Origin of the sequence: Actinospineispora acaciae DSM 45401 (assembly GCF_000620785.1) — a bacterium.
Taxonomy (GTDB): Bacteria; Actinomycetota; Actinomycetes; order Mycobacteriales; family Pseudonocardiaceae; genus Pseudonocardia; species Pseudonocardia acaciae.
This window is the reverse complement of sequence record NZ_JIAI01000001.1, coordinates 345,848-368,330: the sequence shown is the minus strand read 5'-3', so window position 1 is coordinate 368,330 and position 22,483 is coordinate 345,848. Positions and strand designations below refer to the sequence as shown.

Annotated in this window: 20 protein-coding genes and 1 riboswitch; of the genes, 9 read left to right on the top strand and 11 right to left on the bottom strand. The window is 72.4% G+C overall.

Translation table 11 applies throughout. The features are described from left to right. The first annotated feature begins 68 nt into the window (after positions 1–68). The 5 genes from N912_RS0101825 to N912_RS0101805 all read left to right on the top strand — a co-directional run bounded on the left by N912_RS0101825 (position 69) and on the right by N912_RS0101805 (position 4,896). Positions 69–1,412, top strand: a complete 1,344-nt coding sequence (locus N912_RS0101825) for a hemolysin family protein (RefSeq protein WP_211261109.1) — start codon at positions 69–71, stop codon at positions 1,410–1,412. Next, complete coding sequence (locus tag N912_RS0101820) at positions 1,409–2,455, top strand: hemolysin family protein (protein WP_028921075.1); 1,047 nt, start codon at positions 1,409–1,411, stop codon at positions 2,453–2,455. The genes N912_RS0101825 and N912_RS0101820 overlap by 4 nt, the downstream gene beginning before the upstream one ends. Before the next feature lie 10 nt (positions 2,456–2,465). Continuing rightward, positions 2,466–3,341 carry a hypothetical protein gene (locus tag N912_RS0101815; protein ID WP_028921074.1) on the top strand — a complete coding sequence of 292 codons (876 nt, stop codon included), beginning with the start codon at positions 2,466–2,468 and terminating at the stop codon, positions 3,339–3,341. 129 nt (positions 3,342–3,470) lie between these two features. Continuing rightward, positions 3,471–4,376 carry a helix-turn-helix domain-containing protein gene (locus N912_RS0101810; RefSeq protein WP_051579450.1) on the top strand — a complete coding sequence of 302 codons (906 nt, stop codon included), beginning with the start codon at positions 3,471–3,473 and terminating at the stop codon, positions 4,374–4,376. Between the two features lie 289 nt (positions 4,377–4,665). After that, positions 4,666–4,896, top strand: a complete 231-nt coding sequence (locus tag N912_RS0101805; RefSeq protein WP_037062646.1) for a DUF397 domain-containing protein — start codon at positions 4,666–4,668, stop codon at positions 4,894–4,896. Between the two features lie 78 nt (positions 4,897–4,974). Here the strand turns inward: N912_RS0101805 and trpS are convergent, their stop codons facing one another. From trpS to clsA, 10 genes are all read right to left on the bottom strand, one after another. Beyond that, the gene (gene trpS / locus N912_RS0101800; protein ID WP_028921071.1) at positions 4,975–5,961 is read right to left on the bottom strand and encodes a tryptophan--tRNA ligase; all 987 of its coding nucleotides are present in this window, start codon (positions 5,959–5,961) and stop codon (positions 4,975–4,977) included. Positions 5,962–6,657: 696 nt separating this feature from the next. Next, the gene (locus tag N912_RS0101790) at positions 6,658–7,326 is read right to left on the bottom strand and encodes a RibD family protein (protein ID WP_028921070.1); all 669 of its coding nucleotides are present in this window, start codon (positions 7,324–7,326) and stop codon (positions 6,658–6,660) included. Positions 7,327–7,336: 10 nt separating this feature from the next. After that, entirely contained in the window at positions 7,337–10,204 is a 2,868-nt protein-coding gene (gene gcvP / locus N912_RS0101785) for an aminomethyl-transferring glycine dehydrogenase (RefSeq protein ID WP_028921069.1), read from the bottom strand. A 33-nt stretch (positions 10,205–10,237) separates the two neighbouring features. Beyond that, positions 10,238–10,356: riboswitch (glycine riboswitch) on the bottom strand. 114 nt (positions 10,357–10,470) lie between these two features. Continuing rightward, entirely contained in the window at positions 10,471–11,190 is a 720-nt protein-coding gene (locus tag N912_RS0101780; RefSeq protein ID WP_028921068.1) for an MBL fold metallo-hydrolase, read from the bottom strand. Between the two features lie 65 nt (positions 11,191–11,255). Next, positions 11,256–11,840, bottom strand: coding sequence for a MerR family transcriptional regulator (locus tag N912_RS0101775; protein WP_028921067.1), 585 nt, complete (start codon positions 11,838–11,840; stop codon positions 11,256–11,258). Positions 11,841–11,905: 65 nt separating this feature from the next. Beyond that, on the bottom strand, positions 11,906–12,379 hold the full coding sequence (locus tag N912_RS0101770) for a bifunctional nuclease family protein (RefSeq protein WP_028921066.1): 474 nt from the start codon (positions 12,377–12,379) through the stop codon (positions 11,906–11,908). Between the two features lie 160 nt (positions 12,380–12,539). Beyond that, complete coding sequence (gene ftsR / locus N912_RS0101765; protein ID WP_037062643.1) at positions 12,540–13,262, bottom strand: transcriptional regulator FtsR; 723 nt, start codon at positions 13,260–13,262, stop codon at positions 12,540–12,542. Next, a complete protein-coding gene (gene garA / locus N912_RS0101760; RefSeq protein ID WP_028921064.1) occupies positions 13,259–13,726 on the bottom strand; it encodes a glycogen accumulation regulator GarA in 468 nt (155 codons plus the stop codon). The genes ftsR and garA overlap by 4 nt, the downstream gene beginning before the upstream one ends. 91 nt (positions 13,727–13,817) lie before the next feature. Then, a complete protein-coding gene (gcvH, locus tag N912_RS0101755; protein ID WP_028921063.1) occupies positions 13,818–14,201 on the bottom strand; it encodes a glycine cleavage system protein GcvH in 384 nt (127 codons plus the stop codon). Positions 14,202–14,210: 9 nt separating this feature from the next. Beyond that, positions 14,211–14,888 (bottom strand): cardiolipin synthase ClsA, encoded by a 678-nt coding sequence (clsA, locus tag N912_RS48875; protein WP_084210519.1) that lies wholly within the window; start codon positions 14,886–14,888, stop codon positions 14,211–14,213. On the opposite strand from clsA, the gene N912_RS0101745 reads away from it, so the two are divergent. The 3 genes from N912_RS0101745 to N912_RS0101735 are packed head-to-tail and all read left to right on the top strand — an operon-like array spanning position 14,887 to position 18,455. Beyond that, the gene (locus tag N912_RS0101745; protein WP_028921062.1) at positions 14,887–15,414 is read left to right on the top strand and encodes an OsmC family protein; all 528 of its coding nucleotides are present in this window, start codon (positions 14,887–14,889) and stop codon (positions 15,412–15,414) included. The genes clsA and N912_RS0101745 overlap by 2 nt on opposite strands. 32 nt (positions 15,415–15,446) lie before the next feature. Continuing rightward, a complete protein-coding gene (locus tag N912_RS0101740; protein WP_028921061.1) occupies positions 15,447–16,823 on the top strand; it encodes an FAD-binding oxidoreductase in 1,377 nt (458 codons plus the stop codon). A 60-nt stretch (positions 16,824–16,883) separates the two neighbouring features. Continuing rightward, on the top strand, positions 16,884–18,455 hold the full coding sequence (locus N912_RS0101735; protein ID WP_028921060.1) for an acetolactate synthase large subunit: 1,572 nt from the start codon (positions 16,884–16,886) through the stop codon (positions 18,453–18,455). A 6-nt stretch (positions 18,456–18,461) separates the two neighbouring features. On the opposite strand, the gene N912_RS48870 is transcribed toward N912_RS0101735, so the two are convergent. Then, positions 18,462–20,813 carry a glycoside hydrolase family 65 protein gene (locus N912_RS48870; RefSeq protein ID WP_051579449.1) on the bottom strand — a complete coding sequence of 784 codons (2,352 nt, stop codon included), beginning with the start codon at positions 20,811–20,813 and terminating at the stop codon, positions 18,462–18,464. Positions 20,814–20,988: 175 nt separating this feature from the next. Between N912_RS48870 and N912_RS0101720 the strand changes: the two genes are divergently transcribed. Further along, complete coding sequence (locus tag N912_RS0101720; RefSeq protein WP_028921059.1) at positions 20,989–22,455, top strand: NAD-dependent succinate-semialdehyde dehydrogenase; 1,467 nt, start codon at positions 20,989–20,991, stop codon at positions 22,453–22,455. Positions 22,456–22,483 lie beyond the last annotated feature (28 nt).

Here is a 22,483-nt window from a genome sequence, read left to right as displayed (position 1 = left end):
GCAGGTCCCGGCGAACCGGGATGCAGTAGTCGGCCGGGCGGTTGGCCCGGCTTCCCATGTGACGGTGCGTGGTGAGCACCCTCTGGTCGATACTCGGTGTGCTCGCCGTGCTGGCGCTGACCTTCGGCGCCGCCGTGTTCGTCGCCGCCGAGTTCTCCCTCACCACGCTCGAGCGCAGCCAGATCGACGCGCACGTGAACGCGGTCGGCGACCGGCGCGCGCGCCAGGTCCAGGCCGCGCACCGGACGCTGTCGTTCCAGCTCTCCGGCGCGCAGCTCGGCATCACGCTGACCACCCTGGCCACCGGCTACATCGCCGAGCCGGCGCTGGCCGAGCTGATCCGCCCGCCGCTGCAAACCGCCGGGCTGCCCGCGTCGCTGGCCCCGGCCGTCGCGCTGACCATCGCGATGGCACTCGCCACCGCGCTGTCGGTGATCTTCGGTGAGCTGGTGCCGAAGAACCTGGCGATCGCGAAGCCGCTGCCCACCGCGCGGGCCGTGGCCGGCGTGCAGACCGGGTTCAGCCAGGTCTTCCGGTGGTTGATCAACTGGCTGAACTCGTCGGCCAACTGGATAGTGCAGCACCTCGGCGTGCAGCCGGCCGAGGAGCTGCGCTCGGCCCGCTCCCCCGACGAGCTGCGCTCGCTGGTCTCCAGCAGCGCCGAGCACGGCACCCTCGACCGGGGCACCGCCACGCTGCTGAGCAGGGCGATCAGGTTCACCGACCGGGTCGCCGAGGACCTGATGACGCCGAGGGTGCAGGTCAGCGCGCTGCCCACGACCGCGACCGTCCCGGAGCTGGTGACCACCTCGGTGCGCACCGGGTTCTCCCGGTTCCCGGTCTACGGCCGCGACCTGGACGAGGTGCACGGCGTGGTGCACGTCAAGCAGGCGTTCGCGGTGCCGGTGGCCGACCGCGCCGGCACCACGATGGCCGAGCTGGTCCGGCCGGTGCTGACGGTGCCGGAGTCGCTGGACGGCGACGCGCTGCTGGGCCGGCTGCGCGAGTCGGACTCGCAGCTGGGCGTCGTGGTGGACGAGTACGGCGGCACCGCCGGGATCGTCACGCTGGAGGACCTGATCGAGGAGATCGTCGGGGACGTGCGCGACGAGCACGACCCGGAAGGCCCCGCGCCGATCCGGCCGCTCGGCCAGGACAGCTGGTTGGTCTCCGGGCTGCTGCGCGCGGACGAGCTGACCGAGGCGACCGGTTTCGTCCCGCCCGAGGGCGACTACGAGACGCTGGCCGGGCTGGTGCTGGAGCGCCTCGGGCGGATCCCGGACGTGGGTGACGACCTGGACGTGGACGGCTGGCGGCTGACGGTGATGGCCCGCGAGCGCAACCGGATCGCCGAGCTGCGGCTCTCGCGCTCCGGGGTCGACGCCGGAGTCGGTACGGAGGACGGCCGGTGAGCGAGCTCGTCGGGTTGCTCGTCTCGGTGCTGCTGCTGGCCGGCAACGCGTTCTTCGTCGGCGCCGAGTTCGCGATCATCACCGCCCGCAAGGACCGGCTCACCGCGCTGGCCGACGCCGGCAGCGCCAGCGCGCGCGCCACGCTGCGGGCCGGCGAGCAGCTGCCGCTGCTGATCGCGGGCGCCCAGCTGGGCATCACGCTGTGCTCGCTGGGGCTGGGCCGGCTCGCCGAGCCCGCCGTGGCCGGCCTGCTGGAGCGGCCGTTCGAGCTGCTCTCGGTACCACCGCAGGTGTTGCACCCGATCGCGTTCACCATCGGCCTCGGCCTGGTGGCGATGCTGCACACGGTGGTCGGCGAGATGGTCCCGAAGAACCTGGCCATCGCCGGGCCGGAGCGGGTGGCGCTCATCCTGGTGCCCGCGCACCACGCGTTCTGCCGGGCGGCGCGCCCGGTGCTCACCCTGTTCACCGCGACCGCGACCGCCGTGCTCAAGCTCGTCCACGTCACCCCCCGCAACGAGTTCGACAGCGCGTACACCCGCGACGAGCTGGCCGAGATGATCTCCGACTCGCGCCGGGAGGGCCTGCTCGACGAGCAGGAGAGCAGCCGGATCACCTCGACCCTCGGCTCGGCGGGGCGGACCGTGGCCGACGTCGTGGTGCCGCTGGAGCGGGTGGTCACGCTGCCGGTGGGGCCGACCGTCGGGGACATCGCGGACTCGGTGGCCCGGTTCGGGGTGTCCCGGTTCCCGCTGCGCGACGACACCGGCCGGCTGGTCGGCTACCTGCACGTGAAGGACGTGCTGGACCTGGCCGACGACCCGGCCGCCGTGGTGCCGGCCGCCCGGGTGCGCGGCCTGCCGGAGATCCCGTGCGACGCCCGGCTGGACGACGCGCTGGCCGCGCTGCGCCGCTCGCAGTCCCACCTGGCCCGGGTGGTGGCCAACCGGGGCGGCGAGACCGTCGGCGTGGTGTCCATGGACGACCTGGTGCAGTACTACGTGGGCGCGGTCCGCCCGACCGCGAGCTCGGCGGCCGACTAGCGTCGCGCGCGTGCGGGTGTGGGAGGAGTCGACGTGGCGGGCCCGGCAGCGGGCGCACCGCGAGCGGGTCGCGCGCTGGACCGGGCCGCACCGGGAGCGCCGGCGGCTGGGCCAGGACCACCCGGTGCTGGACTTCCTGTTCACCTACTACAGCCACCGCCCCGCCCGCCTGGAGCGCTGGCATCCCGGGCCGGGCGTCGCGCTGGCCGGTGACGCCGAGGAGTTCCTGCGCTGGCCGGGCTACCGGCGGACGCCCGAGGGCGTGCTGTTCGACCCCGCCGGGCTGCCCGCCGCCCGGCGGGAGAGCGCGCGGTTCGTGCTGCGGCTGCTGCGCGCCACCGCCGCCCGCGCGCCCCGGCTGGGCTGCTTCGGGTTGCACGAATGGGCGATGGTCTACCGCGATGTTCCGCGCCACCGGCGGCTGCCGTTGCGGCTCGGCGCGGCGGGCACCGACGAGGTGGTGGAGGCACTGCCGCTGCGCTGCACCCACCACGACGCGTTCCGCTTCTTCACCCCGCCCGCCCGGCCGCGCAACGAGACGGCCCCGACCAGGCACGGCCAGGTCGACGCCGAACAGCCCGGCTGCCTGCACGCCACCATGGACCTCTACAAATGGTGTTACAAGCTGGCGCCGGCCACGCCCTCGGAGCTCGTCGCGGACTGCTTCGAGCTGGCCGTCGAGGTCCGCGAGCTGGACATGCGCGCCAGCCCGTACGACCTATCGGCGCTGGGCTACGCGGCTGTCCCGATCGAGACCCCCGCCGGGCGCGCCGAGTATGCCCGGGCGCAGGCCGCATTCGCCGCGCGCGCCGAGCCGTTGCGCGATCGACTCATTGAGGTCGCGGCGCAAGTGGTCTACGGTGCTGTCAACATCACACCGGATTGACGGCCGTCGACGGCGCCGCACCGATCGGCGAGCGGTCGTTTCGGTAGGGCGTTGTGATGGACGTCGCCTGTTACAGTGCGATGTCAGCGGTTTTTTCGATGCTCGGAGTCCCGGCGCGGGAGTGGGTTTATGGGCGCGGTTCAGCGAGACGAGAACCTGTTGGGGTCTGCCGTCCAGGCGCCGCCAACCGGCGGGCCGACGGTCCTGCGGATCGTGCTGGGCACCCAGCTGCGCAGGCTCCGTGAGGCCAAGGGCATCTCGCGCCAGACCGCCGGCTACACCATCCGCGCCTCCGACGCCAAGATCAGCCGCCTCGAGCTGGGCCGGGTCGGCTACAAGCAGCGCGACGTTGCGGACCTGCTGACCCTGTACGGCGTCGTGGACGAGCAGGAGCGCGAGGCCTTCTTCACCCTGGCCCGCCAGGCCAGCTCGCCGGGCTGGTGGCACAAGTACAGCGACGTGATGCCCAGCTGGTTCGAGCTGTACCTCGGGCTCGAGCAGGCCGCGTCGGTGATCCGGACCTACCAGGTGCAGTTCGTGCCCGGCCTGTTCCAGACCCCCGAGTACGTCCGCGCCGTCGCCATGCTCGGCCACCCGGGCGCCGCCGCCAACGACATCGACCTGCGCGTCGAGCTGCGCATGGCCCGCCAGGAGATCCTGACCAGGTCCGAGCCGCCCCGCGTCTGGGCGGTGGTCGACGAGGCCGCGTTGCGGCGGCCGGTCGGCGGCTCGCAGGTGATGCGCGGCCAGCTGGAGCGGTTGATCGAGATGACCGAGCTGCCAAACATCACCCTGCAGGCCATCACCTTCCAGGCCGGTGGGCACGCGGCGGCCGGCGGGCCGTTCAGCATCGTCCGGTTCTCCGACCCTGACATCCACGACATCGCCTACCTGGAGCAGCTCACCAGCGCGCTGTACCTGGACAAGCGGGTCGACGTCGACAACTACCTGATGGTCATGGACCGGCTGTGCGCCGAGGCCGCCTCGCCGTCCGAGACCCGCCAGCTCCTGGAGTCGATCCTCAAGGAGACCTGAGCCAGCTCCCGCCCCTGAGGGCACGGCGCGCACGCGCCGTGCCCTTTCGTCTATTCACCGGCCCTGTCGACTAGGTCGCCGCTGGCCGGGCACCTGAACAGGTGCGCCTCGGTGCCGTTTATCGGCCGTTCCTCTCCCCTCTGAACCCTGCCCAACCGGGTTCCCACCGTCCGACGAACCGGTCCCGCCGTTCACAGACAGTGCACCTGCACCGTCAGATGCACTTGCAGGTTTACGTGCAGGACGACATATGGTGTTCCGGTATTTCCATTTGGAGAGGTGTTGAGAGATGTCCCAGGCCCATGGCGACCAGTTGGCGGTACGGTCGGCAGGCTGGCGCAAGAGCAGCCACAGCAACCCCAGCGGCGACTGTGTCGAGGTCGCGGCCCTGCCGGACGGTCGGGTAGGAATGCGCAACTCGCGCCATCGCTCAGGGGCCGTGCTGATCTTCACGGGCGCCGAGATGGCCGCGCTCGTACGGGGCATCAAGGATGACGAGTTCGGCAGCCTGAGCTCGTAGTGCGCGGCAACCCGGGCGGTGGCCGGCCGTGCGCGGTCGGCCACCGCCCGGCGTCGGGGGCAGTGTCAGACATGAGGGTCAGGCGGGCAGCAGGCCGATCGCCGACCTCGCCCGGCACACCTTGTCGGCGGCCCGCTCCCTGGCTCGTTTCGCTCCGGCCCGCAGCACCGCCCGGACGTGATCCGGGTCCGAGGCGAGGCGGAGGTAACGCGTCCGGATCGGCGAGAGGGTGTCCACCACGGCATCGGCGACCGCCCGTTTCAGCTCGCCGTAGCCGTCGAACCGGGCGGCCAGGTCGGCCGGCCGGGCTCCGGTGCAGCCGGCCAGGATGTCGAGCAGGTTGGCCACACCGGGCGATCGGTCCGGGTCGTAGGCCACCGCGCTGCCGGCGTCCGTGACCGCGCGCATGATCTTGCGCCGCAGCGCGTCGGGCTGGTCGAGCAGGCGTAGCGCGCCGGCCGCCGACGAGGCCGACTTGCTCATCTTCCGGGCCGGAGAGGACAGGTCCATCACGCGCGCGGCGACCGCCGGGTGCACCGCGCGGGGCACGGTGAAGGTGGCGCCGTAGTGCGTGTTGAACCGGACGGCGACGTCACGGGCCAGCTCCACGTGCTGGCGCTGGTCCTCGCCGACGGGCACCTCGTCGGTGTCGTAGAGCAGGATGTCGGCCGCCATCAGGATCGGGTAGGTCAGCAGCGACGTCCGCACCTGCCGCTGGCGGCCTGACTTCTCCTTGAACTGGATCATGCGCTGCGCCTCGCCGTAGCCGGTCAGGCATTCCAGCAGGTAGTGCAGCTCGGTGTGCTCGGGGACGTGTGACTGCACCATGAACAGGCCGGCGTCCGGGTCGAGGCCGGCGGCCAGCAGCAGGGTGGCGAACTCCAGCGTGCGTCGTCGTACCTCGGCCGGGTCGTGGTGCAGGGTCAGGGCGTGCAGGTCGGACACGAACACCACGGTGTCGGTGTCGTCGCTGGCCTGGTCGGCGAGGACGGGTCGGATCGCGCCCAGGTAGTTGCCCAGGTGCAGGTCTCCCGAGGGGGTGAACCCGGTGAGTCGTCGTGACATCGGTTGGCTCCGGCGAGATAGGGGCCGCCGCGCCGGGCGGCCGAGGCGCCATAGCACACAAAAACGGCCGCCCGGTTGGGCGGCCGCGTGAAGTGGGAATGCGCGGATGAACAGTGCCGCCCGTCAGGGGCGCCACCAGCCGAGAAGGCCGAGAACCATCCGCATGCCATCGACGATATCAGCCCCGGGGGGCGCGGGCGGCTAGCCGACCTGGTCGACCTCGCGGCGGCGCTCCGCGATGACCACCCGCGCCGTGTACCGGTTCCGCCGGGAGCGGCGCATCCGGCGCCGAGTGGGCCAGGAGTGCAACCATGTCGCCATGTATCGCACGTAGGCGCTCGTGAGGTCGTCGCCGAGGGGTCGCCGTCTCATCGCACACCTGCCGATCGCGAGGTTCGGACCTGTTTCCGTTGCTCAGCCGGAAGGCCGTGCGAGATCATGTAGGAACCGCCCGAGGAAGTCGTTGCCCTGCTCATGGCCAGCTATCCGGTCGCGCCTGGGGAGCTGATGAGCACGATGACCATGGATGCCATGCTTGCCGATGTTGGCGACGGATGCAAGTGCATCTGCAAGGGCCTGCGAAATATAACGGCTGGTTCGGCCAGGGGCGGGGCCTCGCTTCCGGCGGACGGACCAGCGGGTGACATCCCGGTGACGTACAGGTGAACTAAAGATGTCTCAGGATCGCGCGGCGGGTCAGCGGGCCAGGTAGCGCAGCACCGCGATGTCGCCCAGCGCGCGGGCCTCGGCCAGCCGCAGGCGCCGGTCCGGGAACGCCGCCGGGCTGACCCAGCGCGGCGCGGCGGCGTCGCCGACGAAGAACGGCGCCACCGCGAGGCGCACCTCGTCCACCGCGTCCTCGGTGAGGAACAGGGTGTGCACCAGGCCGCCGCCCTCGACCAGCAGCCGGCCGCAGCCGCGCGCGTGAAGGTCGGCGAGCACGGATGCGAGCGCGAGCGGTTCGCCGGCGCCGATCACGGTGGCCACCGCGCCCACCCGCGCCTTGGTGGCGGCCACCGCCGCGTCGGGCACGTACACCAGCCGCTCGACGTCCCCGGCGGTGAAGAAGGCGGCGTCCGGGTCCAGCTCGCCGGTGGTGCTGAGCGTGACCTTCGCCGGGCTGGCCGGCAGCCCACGCCGCTCCCGCTCGCGCCGCCTCGACTCCGAGCGGACCAGCAGCCGGGGGTTGTCCGCGCGGACGGTGCCGGCGCCGACCAGGATCGCGTCCACCCCGGCGCGGATCTGGTCGATCTCGTCGAAGTCCGCCGGGGAGGACAGCACCAGCGGCGTCGGCCCGGTGTCGTCCAGGAAGCCGTCCATCGACACGGCGGCGGACAGCAGCACGTACGGCCGGGGCTGGCTCACCCCGGTGAGGCTAGCCGTACGCCTCCACCGGCGGGCAGGAGCAGACCAGGTGGCGGTCGCCGTGCGCGCCGTCGATGCGGCGCACGGGCGGCCAGACCTTCCCCTCGGTGGCGCCGGTCGGGTAGGCCGCGAGCTCGCGCGGGTACGGGTGGTCCCACTTGTCGGCGATGCACGCGGCGGTGTGCGGGGCGCCGCGCAGCGGGTTGTCCTCCACCGGCCACTCCCCCGCGGCCACCCGGTCGATCTCGGACCGGATGGAGATCATCGCGTCGCAGAACCTGTCCAGCTCGGCGAGGTTCTCGCTCTCCGTGGGCTCCACCATGAGCGTGCCGGCCACCGGGAAGGACATGGTCGGCGCGTGCAGCCCGTAGTCGGCCAGCCGCTTCGCCACGTCGTCGACCGTGACGCCGGTTGCCGCGGTGAGCGGGCGCAGGTCGAGGATGCACTCGTGGGCCACGAACCCGCCCGGCCCGGTGTAGAGCACCGGGTAGTGCGCGGACAGCCGGCGCGCCACGTAGTTGGCGGCCGCGACCGCGACCAGGGTGGCCCGGCGCAGCCCGTCGGCGCCCATCATCCGCAGGTACGCCCAGGAGATGGGCAGCACGCCCGGGCTGCCGTACTCCGCGCCGGACACCGCGCCCGCGCCCCGGTCGGGCAGGTACGGCGCCAGGTGCTCGCGGACCGCGACCGGCCCGACCCCGGGCCCGCCGCCGCCGTGCGGGATGCAGAACGTCTTGTGCAGGTTCAGGTGGCTCACGTCGCCGCCGAACTCACCCGGCTTGGCCAGCCCGAGCAGCGCGTTGAGGTTCGCGCCGTCCAGGTAGACCTGGCCACCGGCCTCGTGCACGGCCGAGCACACCTCGCGCACGCCCGCCTCGTACACCCCGTGCGTGGACGGGTAGGTGATCATCAGCGCACCCAGCGAGACGCCGTGCTCGTCGATCTTCGCGCGCAGGTCGGCCAGGTCGACGTCGCCGTTGTCGTCGCAGGCCACCACGACCACGCGCATGCCGGCCATGACCGCCGAGGCGGCGTTGGTGCCGTGCGCGCTGGCCGGGATCAGGCACACGTCGCGGTGGCCCTCGCCCCGGTCGCGGTGATAGGCGCGGATGGCCAGCAGACCGGCGAGCTCGCCCTGGCTGCCGGCGTTGGGCTGCAGCGACACCGCGGCGTAGCCGGTGAGCTCGGCCAGCCAGCGCTCCAGGTCGGCGATCAGCGTCAGCGTCCCGTCGGCGTCGGCGGCCGGGGCGTGCGGGTGCAGGTCGGCGAACCCGGGCCAGGTGATCGGCTCCATCTCGGCGGCCGCGTTGAGCTTCATGGTGCACGAGCCGAGCGGGATCATGCCCCGGTCCAGCGCCATGTCCGCGTCGGCCAGCCGGCGCAGGTAGCGCAGCAGCGCGGTCTCCGAGCGGTACCGGTGGAACACCGGGTGGGTCAGGTAGTCAGACTCGCGGCGCAGCGCGGCGGGCAGCGCGTCGGGGGTGGCCGCGTCGAGCTCGTCCAGCTCGGCCGGTGTCACCGTGACACCGAATGCGGCGGCCACGTCGACGAGGTGTGCCCGGGTGGTCAGCTCCGAGCAGGACACCCCGACGCGGTCGTCGTCCACCCGGCGCAGCGCGATGCCTCGGGCGTGTGCGGCGGCGAGCACGGCGTCGGCCTGGCCGGCGGCGACCCGGGCGACCAGGGTGTCGAAGAACGCCCCATCCAGTACCTCGACGCCGCCGGCCCGCAGCGCGGCGGCCAGCACGGCGGCCATCCGGTGTGCCCTGGTGGCGATCGCACGCAGCCCGTCCGGGCCGTGGTACACCGCGTACATGGAGGCGATCACGGCCAGCAGCACCTGGGCGGTGCAGATGTTGCTGGTCGCCTTCTCGCGGCGAATGTGCTGCTCGCGGGTCTGCAACGCCAGCCGCAGCGCCGGGTTGCCGTCCGCGTCCACCGACAGCCCGACCAGCCGGCCCGGGAGCTGGCGGCGCAGCTCGTCGCGCACCGCGAGGTAGCCGGCGTGCGGCCCGCCGAAGCCGAGCGGCACCCCGAACCGCTGGGTGCTGCCCACCGCGACGTCGGCGCCGATCTCCCCCGGCGCGCGCAGCAGGGTCAGCGCCAGCGGGTCGGCGGCGACCACCACCTTGGCCCCCCGCGCGTGCGCCTGTTCGACCAGCGACGCGTGGTCGGCCACCGACCCGGAGGCACCCGGGTAGCTGAGCAGCACGCCGAAGAACTCGCCGTCCGGCAGCTCGCCGCCGGTCAGGTCGGCCTCGACGATCTCGATGCCGAGCGGCTCGGCGCGGGTGTGCAGTACCGCGAGGGTGCGCGGCAGGGTGTCGGCGTCCACCAGGAACCGGGGGCTGGCGGCGCGGCCGGCGCGGCGCACCAGGGTCATCGCCTCGGCCGCCGCCGTGGCCTCGTCGAGCATGGACGCGCCGGCCACCGGCAGGCCGGTCAGGTCGGACACCACGGTCTGGAAGTTCAGCAGCGCCTCCAGCCGGCCCTGGCTGATCTCCGGCTGGTACGGGGTGTAGGCCGTGTACCAGGCCGGGTTCTCCAGCACCGACCGGCGGATCACCGGCGGGGTCACCGTGCCGTGGTAGCCGAGGCCGATCATGGGCACGGTGGGGTTGTTGCGGGCGGCCAGGGCGCGCAGCTCGGCCAGCGCCTCGGACTCGGTGGCGGCCGGGGGCAGCGTCCCTGGGCCGGCATCGGTGGCGGTGCGGATGCCGGGCGGCACGGCGCGGTCGGCCAGCTCGTCCAGCGAGCCGACGCCGATCACCTCGGCCATCGTGGCCAGCTCGGAGTCGTCCGGACCGAGGTGGCGGGCCACGAACGGGATACCGTTCTCCAGGTCGGCCAGGGTACGGGTGGGGTCTGACGGGGTCATCGCGCCTCCGAGTCGGGAGCAGCCTTCGGCCTGCCCTCCCCCTCTGTCCATGCCCTGCGCGGGCGCCTGAGAGATTCGCCCGGGTGTACCGGGCTTTCCCCTTCGGCGGACGGCTGGATCAGCTCGAGCCGTCACTTTCCAGAGGCGTCTCGCCCACGCGGTCCGGGGTGCCTGAGAGGTTCCGGGGAGGATTTGCTCCTTCGGCGCCCGTACCGCTGGCGGCGGCCGGGACTCTCCTGCGTGGGATCGGCGACTACCCCGTCAGCCTAGCGCGCGGCGGCGAGCCTGGTGTCATAGCCGTCGGCGAGCCGCCGCAGCGCGGAGCCGGCGTCCCCGACGAACGACGATCCGTGCATCACCGCCAGCGTGCCGGGCTCCAGCTCGGCGAGCCGGCGCACCGTCGGGCCGGTCTCCGGGGTCAGGCAGGTCGCGTGCATCGCGTCCTCGACCTGCTCCGCGGGTGCGACCAGGTCGTCCTCGGTGACCGGCGGGCCGTCGCCGAGGTGGGTGAACAGGTCCCCGCAGAGCAGCGTGTTCGTCGTCTCCTCGTAGAGCACGCCGGCGTCCCAGCCGTGCGGGACGTGCGGGGTCTCCAGGCGGCGCACCCGCTTGCCGCCCAGGTCGAGCACCTCGCCGTCGGCCAGCGCGCGCGGCGGCCGGTCGGCCATCTCGTTGACCGAGAGCATGCAGCCCAGCGCGCCGTGCGCCACCTCGGCGTGCGGCGCGGCGGCCAGGAACTGGTTCATCGAGCCGCACTCGTCGGACTCCAGGTGCCCGAAGGTGATCCAGCGCAGCCGCTCGACCGGCACGACCCGGCCGACCTGCTCGACCACCGCGTCGAACATGGACCGGTGGCCGGTGTGGAACAGCAGCGGCTGCTCGGCATCGATCAAGAACTGGTTGAAGCTCATCCCGGTCGGCCCGATGCCGGGCACGTGGGTAGAAACCCGGTAGATACCGGGGGCGATCTCGTCGATGCGCGTCATCGCGGCCTCCTGACCTGGCGGAAACGAACCACCCGGACGGTAGCGCCAGCGGCCGACAGGATCCTTCAGCTGATCCGCTTGGCGGCGCGGCGGCGGCTCAGCTCGTCCTCGGGCCCGTCCGGGGCGATGACGCCGTCGGCCCGTTCCGCCGGAAACTCCCTGATGGTGCCGGTGATCTCCCGCATGGCCCCGCCGATCGCGATGCCGAACACGCCCTGGCCGCCCTGCAGCAGGTCGACGACCTCCTCGGGAGACGCGCACTCGTAGACCGTGGTGCCGTCCGAAAGCAGCGTGATGCCCGCCAGGTCGCGGATGCCCCTGGCCCGCAGGTGGTCCACGGCGAGCCTGATGTTCTGCAGCGACACCCCGGCGTCCAGCAGCCGCTTGACCACCTTGAGGACCAGGACGTCCTTGAACGAGTACAGCCGCTGGCTGCCCGACCCGGTCGCGCTTCGGATGGACGGCACCACCAGCCCGGTGCGCGCCCAGTAGTCGAGCTGGCGGTAGGTGATGCCGACCACCTGGCAGGCGGTCGGGCCGCGATACCCGCTGAGCTGGTCGGGCAGGCCATCCGCGAGCGCCGAGTCCGGAAAGAGCTCGCCCTGACCAGCCGGCGTGGCGTGCTCATCGTCGGGCGGCTCGGATTCCATTGGGAAACCGTATGCCGAGGTCACCGGCGGGTCAACGCGACGCGCGGCAACCTTCGACGGTGACTTCAGGGTTGTGCACCCCGGAAGTCCTCCGGCGACACCGAGTCGAGGAACTCGCGGAACTTCTCCACCTCGTCCTCCTGCTCGTCCGGGATGATCAACCCGGCCTCGGAGAGGACGTTCTCCTCGGCGTGGATCGGCACCCCGACGCGCAGCGCCAGCGCCACCGAGTCGCTGGGCCGGGCGGACACCCTGGTGCCGCCGTCGAAGACCAACTCGGCGAAGAAGGTGCCTTCCTGCAGGTCGGTGATCCGTACCTGCTCCAACCGCCGGCCCAACGACTTGATCACGTCTTTGAGCAGGTCGTGCGTCAACGGCCGCGCCGGCTTGACGCCCTGCTGCTCCAACGCGATAGCGGTGGCCTCGACCGAGCCGATCCAGATCGGCAGGTAACGATCGCCGTTGGTCTCCCGCAGCAAGAGAATCGGTTGGTTCGCGGGCAGCTCGACTCGCACACCCACCACGCGCATCTCACTCACGCGTCTCGCCTCCCTCCCCGACGGGGACTCGCACCACCTGATCGCCCCTGAGTTGGTCCAGTTGTCGGGTCGGATCCGGTGGACCCTGATGCTTAGACGCTACACGGGCGAACCCTTATTTGCGCGCCGCCCAGCGATGGGTCCTGTGTCCGAGCGAGATTCACCGGGGTAGACCTTCCCGCAGCCCCACACGGATCAACAGCGCATGCAGCCGCACGGACAGCCCCGCCATCTCGCGCAGCAGGTCCTCGGCGCGGGCGGCCGCGTCCGGGTCGCGCTGCTTGGCCACCGGGCCGACGATCTGCTGCAACAGGCCCGTCTCGCGGTCGGCGGCGGCCCGGAACGCCCGCAGGTGCCGAGGCTCGATGCCGAACTCGGTGAGCGCGCTCGCGGTGCGGGCCAGCTCGACGGCGTCGGTGTCGTAGAACCCGGCGGCGCCCGAACGGACTATCCCGTACTGCTCCAACGCGGCCAGCGTGGTGACGTCGATCTCCGCCTCGGCGAGCAGGTCCTCGCGGGTCAGGCGCACCCGGTTGGGCACGGACGGCGCCTCCGGCTCTCCACTGGGCACGACCACGAGCGGACGGCCCTCCCCGCTGCTCTGCCGGTCCCGCTCGTCCAGCTGCTGTTTGATGACCTTCAGCGGGAGGTAATGGTCGCGCTGCGCGGCGAGCACGAAGCGCAGCCGTTCCAGGTCCTCGCTGGAGAACTGCCGGTACCCGGAGGCGCTGCGGGCCGGGGACACCAGGCCCTCGGACTCCAGGAACCGAATCTTGGAGATGGTCACATCGGGGAACTCACCTCGGAGCCGGTCCAGCACGGCTCCGATGCTCCAGCGGCCCTCCTCGGCGCCGCGTCCCCGAGACCACTGCGGGGCGGTCACCCGTTCCCCTGGGCGGCCCCCTGACCGGCATCTCGTGGACCGGTCAGGAAGACCAGCCGGAACTTGCCGATCTGCACCTCGTCCCCGTTGGCGAGCACGGCGGTGTCGACCGGCTCGCGGTTGACGTAGGTGCCGTTGAGGCTGCCGACGTCCACGACGACGAACTCGCCGACGTCGCGGCGGAACTCGGCGTGCCGGCGGGAAACCGTGACGTCGTCGAGGAAGATGTCGCTGTCCGGGTGCCGGCCGGCGCTGGTCGTGGCCTGGTCCAGCAGGAACCGGGAGCCGGCGTTCGGACCACGCTTCACGACGAGCAGGGCCGACCCGGGAGGCAGTGCGTCGACCCCGGAGACGGGCTGCTCGGCCGCCGGGGCGTCGGGCTCGCTGAGGAAGTCGGCCCGGAAGACAGAGGTCGTCTCCGGAGAACGTTCTGGCGGTACGCCGGGCCCGTCGTTGGTGGTCACCTCGGGGTCTCCTCCTGCGCGGTGTCGGGTGAGCCGCGAACGGCGATGCTGGGTGTGGCGCCCAACGTACCGCGCGGCGAGGGGTTCAGGACTAGCTGGTCAGCGAGCGGTACGCGGATGCGTCCAACAACCCGCCGAGGCTCTCGTCGATGGGCTGGTCGGGACGGATCTCGAACATCCAGCCGGCGCCGTAGGGTTCGGAGTTCACCAGCTCGGGCGTCTCGGTGAGCGCCTCGTTGACGGCCACGACCTCGCCGGTCACCGGCGCGAAGAGGTCGGATACCGACTTGGTGGACTCGACCTCGCCGAGCGCCGTGCCGGCTTCGGCTCGCTGACCGACCTCGGGGAGCTGCACGAACACCACGTCGCCGAGCTGTTTCTGGGCATAGTCCGTCACGCCCACCCGCACCGTGTCCTCGCCGGCCGTGCCGACCCATTCGTGTTCTTCGGTGTAGCGCAGCTCCTCTGGGATCACCCGGAAAGCCTATCGACCTCCCCGATCGAGGTTGGCACCGGTCGTGACCGGCCGCAGCGCGCGGGCGAACTGGATCAGATAGACCACCCCGGACCACAGGTAGAGCGCGCTGCCCCAGACCGTGAACGCGTAGCCGAACGCGAGCGCGACGTCGGCCACCCCGGGGCCGGCGGCGCGCGCGAGCAACAGCAGCGGGAAGGCGTAGAGCAGGTTGAAGGTGGCCGCCTTGCCGAGGTAGGTCACCGGGAACGGCCGGTAACCGCGCCGGCGCAGCACCGCCACGCAGACCGCGAGCACCAGGTCGCGGCCGACCAGCAGGGCGACCACCCACCACGGCACGATGTCCCTGATCAGGAAGGTGGCCAGGGTGGCAAGGATGTAGAGCCGGTCCACGGCGGGGTCGAGCAGCTCGCCGAGCCGGCTGGACTGGTCCAGCCAGCGGGCCAGCTTGCCGTCCAGCCAGTCGGTGATGCCGCTCAGGGCGAGCACCAGCACCGCGTAGCCGTCCGCGTGCGGCCCGAGCAGCAGCCAGACGAACAGCGGCACCCCGGCCAGCCGGAGCAGGCTGAGCAGGTTGGGCACGGTGGCCACCCGCCCGGCCGCCTCGCGCTGTGCATCGGGTCGAACCACCTCAGAAGCGTCCCACGCCGCTGCGGGACCGGCGATGGTTGGGCAGACTCGGGGCATGGACGCGAGCACGCTCAAAGACCTGCAGGGCCCGCTCAAAGCCCGCTACCGGGAGGACCCGGACGCCGCCGTGGTCACGCTCAAGGCGGACGGCGAGCTGGACGGCACCGGCGTGGCCTGCCGGGTGCGCACCGCCACCGCGCTGGCCGAGGCCGGGCTGCACCCGGCCACCGGCGGGGACGGCACCCAGCTGTGCTCCGGCGACATGCTGCTGGAGGCGCTGGTGGCCTGCGCCGGGGTCACCCTGCGGGCGGTGGCCACCTCGCTGGGGCTGGACGTCTCCGGCCGGGTGTACGCCGAGGGCGACCTGGACTTCCGGGGCACCCTGGGGGTAGCCAAGGACGCGCCCGTCGGGTTCCGGGACATCCGGTTGACGTTCGACCTGGACAGCGCGGCGTCCGAGGACGAGCTGGCCACCCTGCTCAAGCTGACCGAGCGCTACTGCGTGGTGCTGCAGACCATCCGCTCGGCGCCGCACACCGACGTACAGATGCGCACCGGTGTGTCCGGCGCTACCACGGGGTAGGTTCGTCCGCGTTGATCCAGGGAGGGACGACGATGAGCGACATCGTGACGGCCCTCGCCGACGTGGTCGGCGCGGACCAGGTGCTGACCGGCGAGCGGGTCAGCGCGGACTACGGGCACGACGAGGCGCTGTCCACGACGGCGCACCGGCCCTCGGCGGTGGTCCGGCCGGCCTCGGCCGCCGAGGTGTCCGGGGTGCTGCGGGTGGCGTCCGCGCACCGGGTCCCGGTCACCGCGCGGGGCAGCGGCTCCGGGCTGTCCGGGGCGGCGGTCCCCGAGCCGGACGGGCTGGTGATCTCGTTCGAGCGGATGAACCGGATACTCGAGATCGACACCGACAACCACGTGGCGGTGGTCCAGCCCGGCGTCACGCTGGCCGAGCTGGACGAGGCCACCGCCGCGCACCGGCTGACCTACCCGGTGTACCCGGGCGAGCTGAGCGCCAGCCTGGGCGGCAACGTGGCCACCAACGCCGGCGGCATGCGCGCGGTGCGCTACGGCGTGACCCGCACCCAGGTGCTCGGCCTGGAGGCGGCGCTGCCCACCGGGGAGGTCATCCGCACCGGCGGCAAGCTGGTCAAGGCCAGCTCGGGCTACGACCTCACGCAGCTGATCATCGGCTCGGAGGGCACCCTGGCCGTGGTCACCGAGGCCACCCTGCGGCTCTACCCCCGCCCGCCGCACCAGGCCACCGTGCTCGCCCCGTTCCGGACCGTGGACGAGGTCGCGCACTCGGTGCCGAAGGTGGTGGCCAGCGGGCTCGCGCCGCTGATCCTGGAGTACATCGACGGGCTGACCATGGGCGCCATCACGCACGCCCAGGGCATCGACCTGGGGCTGCCCGACGAGGTCAAGGAGACCGCCCAGGCGTACCTGCTGGTCATGCTGGAGAGCGGGCACGCCGACCGGCTGGACGTGGACACCGAGCGGCTGGGCACCCTGCTCACCGAGCTGGGCGCCATCGACCTCTACGTGCTGCCGGGGACCTCGGCGCGGCGGCTGGTGGAGGCGCGCGAGCAGGCGTTCTGGACGTCCAAGGCGGCCGGCGCGAACGACATCATCGACGTGGTGGTGCCCAGGGCGGCCATCGCCGAGTACCTGCGGATCTCCGCCGAGATCGCCCAGCGGCACGGCTCGTACGTGCTGGGCTGCGGGCACGCCGGCGACGGCAACGTGCACCTTGCGGTGTTCCAGGCCGACGACGAGGTGCGCTCGGCGCTGCTGCGCGAGCTGTTCGAGGCCAGCATGAAGCTGGGCGGCCTGATCTCCGGCGAGCACGGCATCGGCCGCTCCAAGAAGCGCTACTTCCTGGAGCTGACCGACCCGACCACCGTCGCCCTGATGCGCCGGATCAAGTCCGCCTTCGACCCCGAGGGCATCCTCAACCCAAGCGTGCTGCTCAACCCGTGAGTGGCTAGGGGTGCTATGGCACCCCTAGCCACTCACGGGTCCTGACCAGGGAGGACTCGTATGAACGGCGCGCAGGCGCTGATCAACACGCTGGTGGACGGCGGGGTGGACGTGTGCTTCGCCAACCCGGGCACCTCGGAGATGCACTTCGTGGCGGCGCTGGACACGGTGCCGAGGATGCGCGGGGTGTTGACGCTGTTCGAGGGGGTGGCCACCGGGGCGGCGGACGGGTACGGGCGGATCGCGGGGCGGCCCGCCGGGGTGTTGCTGCACCTGGGGCCGGGGCTGGGGAACGGGCTGGCGAACCTGCACAACGCGCGGCGGGCGCGGAGCCCGATCGTCAACATCGTCGGCGACCATGCGACGTACCACAAGCGGTTCGACGCGCCGCTGGAGTCGGACATCGACGCGGTGGCCGGCACGGTGTCGGGGTGGGTGCGGCGGACCGGGCGGACGGCGGACGTGGGCGCCGACGCGGCGGCGGCTGTCGCGGCGGCGAGCGGACCGCCCGGACAGGTGGCGACGCTGATGCTGCCGGCGGACGTGTCCTGGGGCGAGGGCGCCACGCCGGCGAGACCGCACCCCGCTCCCCCGGCCGGGCGCCCTTCCGAGGAGGCCGTCGCGGAGGCCGCCAAAGCGCTCCGGTCCGGCGAGCACACCGTGCTGTTGATCGGCGGCGATGCCACTCGCGAGCCGGGGTTGTCAGCGGCGGCCAGGATCGCGGCGGCCACCGGGGCGAAGCTGCTGTGCGAGACGTTCCCGACCCGGCTGGAGCGCGGCGCGGGGGTGCCCGTGGTGGGCCGGCTCGGCTACCTGGCCGAGATGGCCACCTACCAGATGGAGGGGGCCAAGCACCTGGTGCTGGCCGGGGCCCGCTCCCCCGTCAGCTTCTTCGCCTACCCGGGCAAGCCCAGCGACCTGGTGCCGGACGGTTGCCAGGTGCACGTGCTCGCCGAGCCCACCGGGGTGCCGGCACAGGCCCTCGTCGCGCTGGCCGACGAGGTCGCGCCCGGCACCGAGGCCCCGGTTGCGGCGGCGAACCGGCCGGCGGCGCCCACCGGCCCGCTGACCGTGGAGACCACGGCGGCCGCCATCGGCGCCTGGCTGCCCGAGGGCGCGATCGTGGTCGACGAGGCCAACACCTCCGGGATCGGGCTGCCGGCGGCCACCGAGGGCGCGCCCCGGCACGACTGGCTGACCCTGACCGGCGGGGCCATCGGGTACGGACTGCCGGCGGCCACCGGGGCGGCGGTCGCGGCGCCGGACCGTCCGGTGCTCTGCCTAGAGGCGGACGGATCGGCGATGTACACGCTGTCCGCGCTGTGGACCCACGCCAGGGAGAACCTGGACGTCACCACCGTGATCTACAACAACGGCGCGTACGCCATCCTGCGCATGGAGCTGCAGCGGGTCGGCGCGGAGTCCGGGTCGGAAGGCGGCGCGCCCGGACCGAAGGCGAGCGAGCTTCTGGACCTGGGCAACCCCAGCCTGGACTTCGTGTCCCTGGCCACCGGCATGGGGGTGCCGGCGAGCAGGGCCACCACCGCCGAGGAGCTGACCGAGGCCCTGGCCCGCGCACAGGCCGAGCCCGGTCCGCACCTCATCGACGCGGTGGTGCCCCCACTCGTCTGACCCGGCTCAGCCGAACCAGGGGCGCCCGTGCGAGGTGTCCCCGGTCAGCGGCGGCCGGCCCGGCGGCTGGTGCACCGGCGCCGGCGTGAGCAGCTGCGGGATCGGCTTGGTCACCGCCTTCCCGGTCCGCGCGGTGATCTTCTGGCCGTGGTGGCGCAGGTCCAGCGGCTCGCCGCCGTCGAGCAGCTTGTACCCGGCCTCGTCCTTGCGGACGTCCACCCGCAGCTGCCGTCCCTTCCAGATCATCCCGAACCGCAGCCTGGTCCACCCCGGCGGCAGCCGAGGCGCGAAGGTCAGCTCGCCGTCGTGGTCGCGCATGCCGCCGAAGCCGGCCACCAGCACCAGCCACACCCCGGCCAGGTTGGCCATGTGCAGGCCGCTGCCGGTGTTCTGGTGCAGGTCGTCCAGGTCGGTCAGGGCCACCTCGTGCAGGTAGTCCTGGGCCAGCCGCAGGTGCCCGATCTCGGCGGCGATGACGGCCTGCGTGCACGCGGACAGCGAGGAGTCCCGCACCGTCAGCGGCTCGTAGTAGGCGAAGTCGCGCGCCTTCTGCTCCGCCGTGAACGCGTCCCCCCGCAGGTGCAGCGCCAGCACCAGGTCCGCCTGCTTGATCACCTGGCTGCGGTAGATGTCGCCGTACGGGTAGTGCAGCAGCAGCGGGTACTTCTCCGCCGGGGTGTTGGCGAAGTCCCACCGCTCGTGGTCGGTGAACCCGGTGGCCTGCGGGTGCACCCCCAGCCGCTCGTCGTAGGGCACGTACATCGAGTCGGCGGCGCGGCGCCACTGCCCCGCCTCGGAGTCCGCCACCGCCAGCTCGCCGGCCTTCTCCGGGTGCAGGACCACCACGTCGGCGGCGCCGCGCAGGTTCCGCTGCGCCATCAGGTTGGTGTAGACGTTGTTGTCGGCCAGCGCGCTGTACTCGTCCGGCCCGGTCACCCCGTCGATCCGGAACCGCCCGGCCGCGTCGAAGTGCCCCAGCGACATCCACATCCGGGCCGTCTCGACCAGGATCTCCAGCCCGTAGTCGCGCTGGAACTCCACGTCCTCGGTGGCGTGCACGTAGCGCAGCACGGCATCGGAGATGTCGGCGTTGATGTGGTACGCCGCCGTGCCCGCCGGCCAGTAGCCCGAGCACTCCTGGCCCCGGATGGTGCGCCACGGGAACGTCGCCCCGGAGTGGCCGAGCTGGTGAGCCCGCTCCCTGGCCAGGTCCAGGATGCTGTGCCGCCAGCGCAGCGCGTCGCGGGCCGCCCTCGGTGAGGTGTAGGTGAGCACCGGCAGCAGGAACGTCTCGGTGTCCCAGAACGTGTGCCCGTCGTAGCCGGAGCCGGTCAGCCCCTTGGCCGGGATGGCCCGCTGCTCGGCGCGCGCGCCCGCCTGCAGCACGTGGAACAGCGCGAACCGGGTCGCCTGCTGCAGCCGCTCGTCGCCGTCCAGCCGGACGTCCGCGTTGGCCCAGAACTCGTCGAGGTACTGGCGCTGCTCGGTGCACAGCCCCTGCCACCCGGTGTGCTTGGCGGCGGTCACCGCGGCCATCACCTGGCTGCGCACCCCCGGCCGGGAGCGCTGGCTGGACCAGCCGTAACCGACCAGCTTGACCAGCCGGAACCGCTGCCCGGGCTCCAGCGCCGTGCTCAGCGTGACGCTGCCGGCGTCCGGATGCGCGTCCACGGTGACCAGGACGTCGTCGTCGCCGTCCCAGATGTGGTCCATCATCGCGGCCATCCGCAGCTCGCTGCGCTTGGTCCGGTGCACCAGCAGCACGCCGGTGCCGTTGGGGTCCACCTCCTCGGACTCCAGCGGAGCCTCCAGCACGGCGGACACCCTCGGGTCGTTGCCCGGCGGCGGGAGCTGCTCGTTCGCGATCAGCTCGGACTGCAGCACGATCCGCGCCGGCTGGTCCAGCGGGGTCACCTCGTACTGGATGGCCACGATCGAGCGCTGCACGAACGACACCAGCCGGGTGGACTTCACCAGCACCCGCTGCCCCGCCGGGCTGGACCACTCCACCTCGCGGCGCAGCACGCCGTCGCGGAAGTCCAGGGTGCGCTCGTGGCGGTGCAGCTCGCCGTAGCGGACGTCGAACGGCTCGTCGTCCACCAGCAGCCGGATCAGCTTGCCGTTGGTCACGTTGATGACGCTCTGGCCGGACTCCGGGTAGCCGTACCCCGCCTCCGCGTAGGGCAGCGGGCGCAGCTCGTAGACCGAGTTCAGGTAGCTGCCCGGAAGCGAGTGCGGCTCCCCCTCGTCGAGGTTGCCGCGCAGCCCGATGTGGCCGTTGGACAGCGCGAATAACGATTCGGTCTGTGCCAACCGGTCAAGATCAAGCTCGGGTTCGACCAGCCGCCAAGAATCCATCAGCGAACGATCGCACGCTCACTCCCCGCCGCGGAAGCGGCCCCCGATGAACGGTCCGCGGCCCTCGACCGGGTAGGCCGGCCCGATGATGTTGACCTTGGGTGCCGGCGATGTCACTCGTCCGGCTGAGCACTGGCCCTGGTTCACGGCGGGGTGGCTGGGGTAGACCGACCCTATGACCCGAGACGACTGGAACAAGGCGCTGCAGGCCGCCCCGACGGGGCTGTACATCGACGGCGAGTGGCGGGAGGCATCCGGTGGCGGCACGATCGCCGTGCACGACCCCGGCACCGGTGAACCGCTGCGCGAGGTCGCCGACGCCACCCCGGCCGACGCGCTGGCCGCGCTGGACGCCGCCGAGGCGGCCGGGCCGGGCTGGGCCGCGACCCCGCCCCGGGAGCGCGGCGAGGTGCTGCGCCGCGCGTACCAGGCCATCCACGACCACATCGACGAGCTGGCGCTGCTGTGCACGCTGGAGATGGGCAAGAGCCTGGCCGAGTCGAAGACCGAGGTGGCCTACGCCGCCGAGTTCTACAGGTGGTTCGCCGAGGAGGCGGTCCGCATCGAGGGCACCTTCGCGCGCAGCCCCTCCAACAACGACCGGCTGCTCACCATGCGCCAGCCGGTCGGCCCGTGCCTGCTGATCACGCCGTGGAACTTCCCGCTGGCGATGGGCAGCCGCAAGATCGGCCCCGCCGTGGCGGCCGGCTGCACCATGGTGCTCAAGCCGGCCAAGCTCACCCCGCTGTCCATGCTCCGGCTGACCGAGATCATGGCCGACGCCGGCCTGCCCAAGGGCGTGCTCAACGTGGTCACCAGCCGGTCCGCGTCGGCGGTGACCAAGCCGCTGATGGACGACCCCCGGCTGCGCAAGGTGTCGTTCACCGGGTCCACCCCGGTCGGGCGCACGCTGATGGAGCAGGGCTCGCGCAACCTGCTGCGGCTGTCCATGGAGCTGGGCGGCAACGCGCCGTTCCTGGTCTTCGACGACGCCGACCTGGACGCCGCCGTGGCCGGCGCGGTCGTGGCCAAGATGCGCAACAACGGCGAGTCCTGCGTGGCCGCCAACCGGTTCCACGTCCAGGAGGGCGTCGCCGAGGAGTTCACCCGGCGGCTGGCCGAGAAGCTCAGCGCGCTGAAGGTCGGCCACGGCGCCGAGGAGGGCACCCAGGTCGGGCCGCTGGTGGACGCCGACCAGCGGGACAAGGTGGTCGAGCTGGTCACCGACGCCACCGACAAGGGCGCGAAGGTGGTCACCGGGGGCGACGCCCCGGACGGGCCGGGGTTCTTCTACCGGCCCACCGTGCTCAGCGGGCTGTCCGAGGACGCCCGGATCCTGCGCGAGGAGGTGTTCGGCCCGGTCGCGCCGATCACCACCTTCGGCACCGAGGCCGAGGCCCTGGAGCTGGCCAACGGCACCGAGTTCGGCCTGGTCGCCTACGTCTACACCCGGGAGCTGAACCGGTCGCTGCGGGTGTCCGAGGCGCTGGACACCGGCATGGTCGGGCTGAACACCGGCCTGGTGTCCAACCCGGCGGCGCCCTTCGGCGGCATCAAGGCCTCCGGGTTCGGCCGTGAGGGCGGGCGCGACGGCATCGCGGAGTACCTCAACACCAAGTACGTCGCGGTCTCCACCGGCTGAAGCTGGCTGAGGTCGCGCCCGGTGCCGC

Bases quoted from the DNA above. Each gene is read 5' to 3' on its own strand.
- N912_RS0101780 (WP_028921068.1), bottom strand. From the start codon at position 11,190: ATGACGCGCATCGACGAGATCGCCCCCGGTATCTACCGGGTTTCTACC.
- N912_RS0101720 (WP_028921059.1), top strand. From the start codon at position 20,989: ATGACCCGAGACGACTGGAACAAGGCGCTGCAGGCCGCCCCGACGGGG.
- N912_RS0101745 (WP_028921062.1), top strand. From the start codon at position 14,887: ATGGACGCGAGCACGCTCAAAGACCTGCAGGGCCCGCTCAAAGCCCGC.
- N912_RS48870 (WP_051579449.1), bottom strand. From the start codon at position 20,813: ATGGATTCTTGGCGGCTGGTCGAACCCGAGCTTGATCTTGACCGGTTG.
- trpS (WP_028921071.1), bottom strand. From the start codon at position 5,961: ATGTCACGACGACTCACCGGGTTCACCCCCTCGGGAGACCTGCACCTG.
- clsA (WP_084210519.1), bottom strand. From the start codon at position 14,888: ATGCCCCGAGTCTGCCCAACCATCGCCGGTCCCGCAGCGGCGTGGGAC.
- N912_RS0101775 (WP_028921067.1), bottom strand. From the start codon at position 11,840: ATGGAATCCGAGCCGCCCGACGATGAGCACGCCACGCCGGCTGGTCAG.
- N912_RS0101735 (WP_028921060.1), top strand. From the start codon at position 16,884: ATGAACGGCGCGCAGGCGCTGATCAACACGCTGGTGGACGGCGGGGTG.
- N912_RS0101810 (WP_051579450.1), top strand. From the start codon at position 3,471: ATGGGCGCGGTTCAGCGAGACGAGAACCTGTTGGGGTCTGCCGTCCAG.
- gcvP (WP_028921069.1), bottom strand. From the start codon at position 10,204: ATGACCCCGTCAGACCCCACCCGTACCCTGGCCGACCTGGAGAACGGT.
- N912_RS0101805 (WP_037062646.1), top strand. From the start codon at position 4,666: ATGTCCCAGGCCCATGGCGACCAGTTGGCGGTACGGTCGGCAGGCTGG.
- N912_RS0101740 (WP_028921061.1), top strand. From the start codon at position 15,447: ATGAGCGACATCGTGACGGCCCTCGCCGACGTGGTCGGCGCGGACCAG.